Raw genomic sequence first — 6,686 nt, forward strand, 5'->3', positions numbered from 1 at the left:
GCTCTCCCCACCCGCGCCCCCGTCCGTGGGAGCGCTCTCCCCAGCCGTCCCCTCAGTCGTGGAAGCGCTCTCGCCCGTACCCACCCCCGAACAAGTTGCCACCACGGCCCCCCCAAACCGCGCCACATACAACCGCGCCCCCACCACCGCGACCGCCGCGGCGGCCTCCGGCCCCCGCTCCAGCAGCACCCGGAACCCGGCCTCGTCCAGCACCGGCACCTTCAGCTGCGCGGCCTTGTCCGCCTTGCCGCCGGGGTTGTCCCCCACGACCACGAACGCCGTCTTCTTCGACACCGACCCGACCGCCTTGCCGCCCCGCACCAGGATCGAGTCCTTGGCCTCGTCGCGGGAGAAGTCCGCCAGCGTCCCGGTGACCACGATCGACAACCCCTCCAGGTTGCGCGGGATCGTGGTGTCGCGCTCGTCCACCATGCGCACCCCCGCCGCCGCCCAGCGGCGCACGACCTCCTGCCGCCACGGGGTCCGCGCCCACTCCCGCACCGCCGCCGCGATCGTCGGCCCGACCCCGCCCGCCGCCGCCAGGTCGGCCTCCTCGGCGTCCAGGATGGCCTGCACGCCGCCGAACTCCACCGCCAGCGCGCGCGCCGCCGTCGGCCCCACGTGGCGGATCGACAGGGCCACCAGCACCCGCCACAGCGGCTGCGACTTGGCGGCCTCCAGGTTCTCCAGCAGCTTCGCGCCGTTCGTCACCAGCGCGCCGTCCTGGTTACGGAACAGGTCCACGCGCAGCAGGTCCTCGGCGGTGAGGTCGAACAGGTCCGCCTCGTTGCCGTACACCTCGGACGACGCCAGCGCCGCCGCGCCCTCGTACCCGAGCACCTCGATGTCCAGCGCGGACCGGGACGCCAGGTAGGCCAACCGCTCCCGCAGCTGCGCGGGGCACCCCTCGGCGTTGGGGCAGCGGATGTCCACGTCCCCCTCCTTCATGGGGCGCAGCGCGTGCCCGCACTCCGGGCAGGACGCGGGCATCACGAACTCCCTGGCGTCCGCCGGGCGCACGTCCACGACCGGGCCGAGCACCTCGGGGATCACGTCGCCCGCCTTGCGGATGACGATCCGGTCGCCGATGAGCACGCCCTTGCGCTTGACCTCGGACGCGTTGTGCAGCGTCGCGCGGGCCACCGTGGAGCCCGCCACCTTCACCGGTTCCATGATCGCGAACGGGGTGACCCGCCCGGTGCGGCCGACCTGGACGCCGATGTCGAGCAGCGTCGTGGTGGCCTCCTCCGGCGGGTACTTGAACGCGATGGCCCAGCGGGGCGCGCGCGAGGTGCTGCCGAGCCTGCGCTGCAGCGGGACCTCGTCCACCTTCACCACGAGCCCGTCGATCTCGTGCGCGGCGTCGTGCCGGTGCTCGCCCCAGTGCGCGACGCGCGCCCACACCTCGTCGAACGTCGCCACGACGGCGGTGTGCTCGGAGGTGGGCAGCCCCCAGGCGCGCAGCGCCGCGTACGCGTCGGACTGGCGCTCCAGCTCGAACCCGGCGCGCTTGCCGATGCCGTGGCACACCATGCGCAGCCTGCGGGACGCGGTGACCTTCGGGTCCTTCTGCCGCAGCGAGCCCGCGGCGGTGTTGCGCGGGTTCGCGAACGGTGGCAGGCCCGCCTCGACCAGCTTCGCGTTGAGCTCCAGGAAGTCCTCGACGGCGAAGTACACCTCGCCGCGCACCTCGACCAGCTCGGGGACCGGCCACTCGTCGGTGCCCGCTAGCACCTCGGGGACGTCCCGCAGGGTGCGCAGGTTGAGCGTGACGTCCTCGCCGGTGCGGCCGTCGCCCCTGGTCAGCGCCCGGACGAGCCTGCCGCGCTCGTACAGCAGGTTGATCGCGAGCCCGTCGACCTTGAGCTCGCACAGGAACCGCGCCGCGTCGCCGACCTCCTTGCCGACCCGCTCGAACCACGCCCGCAGCCCGTCCTCGTCGAACGCGTTGTCCAGGCTGAGCATCCGCTCCAGGTGGTCGACGGCGGTGAACTCGGTGGAGAACGTGCCGCCGACCTGCTGGGTGGGCGAGTCCGGGGTGGCCAGGCCGGGGTGGGCGTCCTCCAGGGACTGGAGCTCGCGCAGCAGCGCGTCGAACTCGCCGTCGGAGATCGTGGGCGCGTCGAGCACGTAGTAGCGGAACTGGTGGGCGCGCACCTCCTCGGCGAGCGCGCGGTGCCGGTCGCGGGCGTCGGCGGGCACGTCCTCCAGCCCCTGGGCGCGCACGCCGTCGGGGGCGTCGGCCGCGGGCGCGCCGGGGGTGGTGGCGAGGTCGTCGCCCCGGTCCGCGGCGGGGTCGGGGGAGGAGTGGTCGTCGCTGGTCACGGCAGCAGCCTAGCCAGGACCACCGACGGTCCCCGGTGGACGGCCGGGGCGCGCGGACGGCCCGCCCGCGCGCTGCCCGGTCAGTCCTCGGACGGCTCGAACGCCCGGCGGAACTCCGGCAGCGTGATGGAGCGCGGCCCGTCGGTGAGCGACAGCTCCACCCGGCCCACCACGCCCGCGGCCACCCGCTCCCCCAGCGCCGCGTCCAGCGCCAGGAACGCCACCCGCATCCGGTCGTCCTCGCCGAGGTCGGCGAACACCGGGTGGTGCACGACCACGTCGACCACGCCGTCGTCGGTCGGCTCGGTGAGCAGCCGGATGTCGGCCAGCGGCAGCCGGTGCTCGCCGATGTTGACGGTGACCTCGTCGGTGTCCGGCACGGGCGGCACCGAGTCGTGGTACTCCCAGATCATGTCCTCGTGCGGCGCGGCGGCCTTCCAGGCGTCGGTGTAGGGGCGCACCACCGGGTCCTCGCGGCTGCTGAGCACGAGCGCGTACACCGCGCGCCTGCCGCGCTGGATCGCGAACTCCAGCCGGGGGTGCACGGAGGCGACCAGCTCGCACATCTCGTGCTCGACGCGCTGCGGCTGCCCGTCGCCGAGCGCGCCGCTGATCCGGGGCAGCAGGGCGTGCCAGCGCTCCCAGAAGGCCACCGCCGCCTCGGCCGGGTTCGGCAGGTGGACGGGGGCGGGCGGGGGCTCGGGGCGTTTGCGGCGGAACCAGCGCATGTCCCCATTGAACTACGCGCCCGCGTCGCGCAGGGCGAGTGCGAGGAATTCGGCGGCCGGACCCACCAGCCTGCGACCGGACGGCCACACCGCGCGCAGGGCGCGGCGCAGGTCGAGGTCGACGGGGACGGCGGCGAGCCTGCCCGCCGCGAGGTCGGCGGCGACCGCGAGCGCGCTCAGCACGGCGGGTCCCGCGCCCGCGACGACCGCGCCCAGCACCGCCGCCGACGAGCCCAGCTCCAGCGCGGGCGGGCAGGCGGCAGGCAGGAGGCGGTCCAGGGTGTCCCTGGTGCCCGACCCCCGCTCGCGCACCACCAGGGGCGTGGCGGCCAGCTCGGCGGGCGGCAGCGGGGCCTTGCGGCGGGTCCACGGGTGGCCGGGCGGCACCACCAGCACCAGCCGGTCCACGGCGACCTTCCGGCTGCTCAGCCCCGGCAGCGGGCCGGGGGCCTCCACGAAGCCGAGGGCGACCTCGCCCGCCCTGACCAGCGCGCACACCGACTCGGAGTTGGTCACCCGCAGGCCGACGCGCAGGTCGGGGCGCGCGCGGCGCAGTCCGCCGACCCAGCCGGGCGCGAGGTGCTCGGCGACGGTCATGCTCGCGGCGACGGCCAGCTCGGCGTCCCGCTCGGCCCGCAGCGCCCGCGCGGCCTCCACCAGGCCCTCCACCTCGGCCAGCGCGCGGCGGGCGCGCTCGGCCAGCACCGTCCCGGCCGGGGTGAGCGCGGAGCCCCGGCTGCCGCGCTCGACCAGCACCACGCCGAGCGCGCGCTCCGCGGCGGTCAGGCGCTTGCTCGCGGACGGCTGGGCAACGCCCAGCGCGGCGGCGGCGCGGCTGAGGCTGCCCAGCTCGCCGACCAGGACGAGCAGCCGCAGGGTGGTCAGGTCGGGGTCGGCCATAGCCGGAGGGTATGGCTGAAGAGCGGATTCCCGCCTACCGGGAGCACTTGACGCGGCGGACGATCTGTGGGTGCTGATCGCTGCCCTGCTGCTGGGCGTCCTCGTCGGAGGGCGCCTGCCCGACCTGTCCGCCGCCACGAAGAAGCTGCTGCGCCTGGGCGTGGTGCTGCTGGGGTTGCAGCTGTCGCTGCCGGTGGTGCTGGAGCTGGGGCCGGGCGTGCTGGTCGCGGTGGTGGCGACGGTCGCGGTCACGTTCCTGGGCACCCGGTGGATCGGCGGGCTGCTCGGGCTGCCGCGCGGGCTGTCGACGCTGGTCGCGACGGGGTTCTCGATCTGCGGGGCGTCGGCGGTGGCGGCCGTGGAGGGCGTGGTCGAGCGGCGGGACGAGGACGTGGCGACGAGCGTGGCGCTGGTGACGCTGTTCGGCACGCTGGCGATGCTGGCGCTGCCGCTGCTGGGCGCGTCGCCGCTGTGGATCGGGTTGAGCGTGCACGAGGTGGGGCAGGTGGCGGCTGCCGCGCCCGCGTCGGGGCTGGCGGCGGCGATGGCGGTGAAGCTGAGCCGGGTGGCGCTGCTGGCGCCGGTCGTGGCGCTGGTGGGCGGCGGGCGCGGGTCGGGGGCGCCGGTGGTGCCGCTGTTCCTGGTGGGGTTCGCGGGGTTGGCGGCGCTGCGGTCGACGGGGGTGCTGCCGCAGGTGGTGCTGGACGGCGGGAAGGTCGCGGCGACGGTGCTGCTGGCGGCGGCGATGTTCGGGCTGGGCACGGCGGTGCGGCCGAAGGCGTTGCTGCGCACCGGCCCCAGGGCGCTGGCGCTGGGCGCGCTGTCGACGCTGCTGGTGTGCGGGACCGGGTGGGCGACGCTGACCCTGCTGACGTGACCGTCCACCGTGGACCGTCCTTCCGGGACAGTCCACGGTGGAGCGCGATCACCAGGTGTCGGGCGGTTCCAGGAACGCCTTGCCGAGGTCGCGGGACAGCGCGAGGGCGCGGCGGACCCAGCCCTGGCTCGCGCCCGCCATGCCGCACGAGGGCGTGGGGACGGCGTGCGTGGCCAGCACCGAGCGCGGGAAGCCGAGCCGGTCGGCCAGGTCCAGCGCGGGCCTCGCGGCGGTCCTCAGGTCGATCGGGGTGGCCGGGTCGGCGCCCGGCAGCAGGCCCAGCAGCAGCACCAGCCCCTCCTGCCACGCCTCCCCCAGCTCGTCCAGCATCGCCCGCTCCACCAGGGACACGTCCAGCGCGACGGCCTTCGCCCCGGCCCTGCGCATCAGGTTCACCGGCGGCCCTGGCGCGCAGCAGTGCACGATCACGTCGTCGAACGGGGCGATGGCGCTCTCCAGCAGCGCCTGCGCCTCCGGTTCGGGCACGGCGGGGACGGTGCCGAGCTTGGACGGGGTGGGCAGCAGGCCGCGCAGCACGGACGGCAGCGCGGGCTCGTCCAGCTGCACCACGACCTTCGCGCCGGTGCGTCGGGCGACCTCGGCGGTGTGCCGGGACAGGCCCTCCACCAGCGACTCGGTGAACTCGCGCAGCGCGCCCCGGTCGGTGAGCACCCGGTGGCCGCGCACCAGCTCGACGGTCGCGGCGAGCGTCCACGGCCCGGCGGCCTGGACCTTCACCACGGCGGGCTTGGTGGCGGCGGCGGCCTCCTCGAGGGCGTCGAGGTCCCAGCTGAGCAGGTCCTGGGCGCGGCGGTGGTCGCGACCGGGGTGGGCGGCGACCCGGTAGCCGGACGGGACGACCTCCACGGGCAGGTCCACCAGCAGCGCGGCGGTCCGCCCGGTCAGGTCGGCCCCGACGCCGCGCGCGGGCAGCTCGGGCAGGTGCGGCAGGTCGGGCAGCTCGCCGAACACCAGGCGGGCGGCCTCGTGCGGGTCGGTGCCGGGGAGCGAGCCGATACCGGTTGCCGCTCCGGCGGGCCAGGGGGTGACGTCCACCCGGCAAGTGTCCCACCGGGAGCGGGTGGGGTGGTGCGCCCGCTCCCGGCGGGGGCGGGTCAGTCGCGCGCGGGGCGGGTCGCGCGGCGCAGGCCGACGGCCTGGAGCGCGGTGACCGCGGCGACGGCGAGCGCCTGCGCCACCAGGACCACCAGACCGGCGGTGGTGAGCGGAAACCACCCCGAGGCCACGACGAGCGCGCTCGCGGCCACCCAGGCGGTGTTGAAGGCGATGACGGCGAGCGCCCTCGCACGGGTGGGGTTGCGGCCCGCCAGGAACGCGCACGCGCCGTACCCGAGCAGGAACGCGCCGAGGGCGAGCAGGAGCGGGCGGGGCAGGCCGAGGTCGAGCGGGACGAGCGGGACGAGCGCGCCGCACGCGGCGGAACCCGCGCCGTCGAGCACGAGGGCCGAGCGGAGCAGGGCGGGACGGCGCGGGGCGGGACGGCGCGGGGCGGGGTTGGCGCCCTGCGGGGTGGTGTGGGTCGTCATGGGGTCGATGCTCGGGCGCGCGGCACTGCCGAGGCCACGCCGGACGCTGCCGACTCCTGCCAGTCAGGACCGGGTGACCTGCGCGGACAGCGCGGCCAGGTCGGCGGCGATCAGCTTGGCCCCCGCGGTCTGCCAGTTGTGCAGGGTGCGCTCGGGGACCTGGGTCGCGAACCAGGCGAGGGCCTGCCTGGCGACCGGGTCGAGGTTCTCGCGCTTGGTGCGCGCGCTGTGCGGGCGCAGTCCCACGACGTAGTAGAAGTGCAGCGCGTTGTAGTGCCGCCACTCGTCGCTGGTGCCGAACTCGCCGTC

7 protein-coding genes are annotated in these 6,686 nt (G+C 76.0%); 1 reads left to right on the top strand and 6 read right to left on the bottom strand.

Annotated features, from left to right (window positions below; translation table 11 throughout):
• The 3 genes from ligA to ACTUAL_RS26190 form a co-directional block, all read right to left on the bottom strand.
• Positions 1 to 2,325 (bottom strand): NAD-dependent DNA ligase LigA (gene ligA / locus ACTUAL_RS26180; protein ID WP_440902112.1); only part of this gene is annotated, 2,325 nt, incomplete at its 3' end.
• Positions 2,326 to 2,405: 80 nt separating this feature from the next.
• Positions 2,406 to 3,053, bottom strand: coding sequence for a hypothetical protein (locus ACTUAL_RS26185; protein WP_096496693.1), 648 nt, complete (start codon positions 3,051 to 3,053; stop codon positions 2,406 to 2,408).
• 12 nt (positions 3,054 to 3,065) lie between these two features.
• Positions 3,066 to 3,953: a LysR family transcriptional regulator gene (locus ACTUAL_RS26190; RefSeq protein ID WP_440902113.1), complete on the bottom strand. Its 888-nt coding sequence runs from the start codon at positions 3,951 to 3,953 to the stop codon at positions 3,066 to 3,068.
• Positions 3,954 to 4,023: 70 nt separating this feature from the next.
• Here ACTUAL_RS26190 and ACTUAL_RS26195 point away from each other — a divergent pair, with 70 nt between their 5' ends.
• Positions 4,024 to 4,830 (top strand): YeiH family protein, encoded by an 807-nt coding sequence (locus tag ACTUAL_RS26195; protein WP_232520062.1) that lies wholly within the window; start codon positions 4,024 to 4,026, stop codon positions 4,828 to 4,830.
• A 48-nt stretch (positions 4,831 to 4,878) separates the two neighbouring features.
• Here the strand turns inward: ACTUAL_RS26195 and ACTUAL_RS26200 are convergent, their stop codons facing one another.
• The 3 genes from ACTUAL_RS26200 to ACTUAL_RS26210 all read right to left on the bottom strand — a co-directional run.
• Positions 4,879 to 5,886 carry a methionine synthase gene (locus tag ACTUAL_RS26200; protein ID WP_096496696.1) on the bottom strand — a complete coding sequence of 336 codons (1,008 nt, stop codon included), beginning with the start codon at positions 5,884 to 5,886 and terminating at the stop codon, positions 4,879 to 4,881.
• A gap of 59 nt (positions 5,887 to 5,945) precedes the next feature.
• The gene (locus tag ACTUAL_RS26205; RefSeq protein ID WP_440902114.1) at positions 5,946 to 6,377 is read right to left on the bottom strand and encodes a hypothetical protein; all 432 of its coding nucleotides are present in this window, start codon (positions 6,375 to 6,377) and stop codon (positions 5,946 to 5,948) included.
• Positions 6,378 to 6,440: 63 nt separating this feature from the next.
• On the bottom strand, positions 6,441 to 6,686 hold a 246-nt coding region (locus ACTUAL_RS26210), incomplete at its 5' end, for a hypothetical protein (RefSeq protein WP_440902115.1).

The organism is Actinosynnema sp., assembly GCF_052038725.1.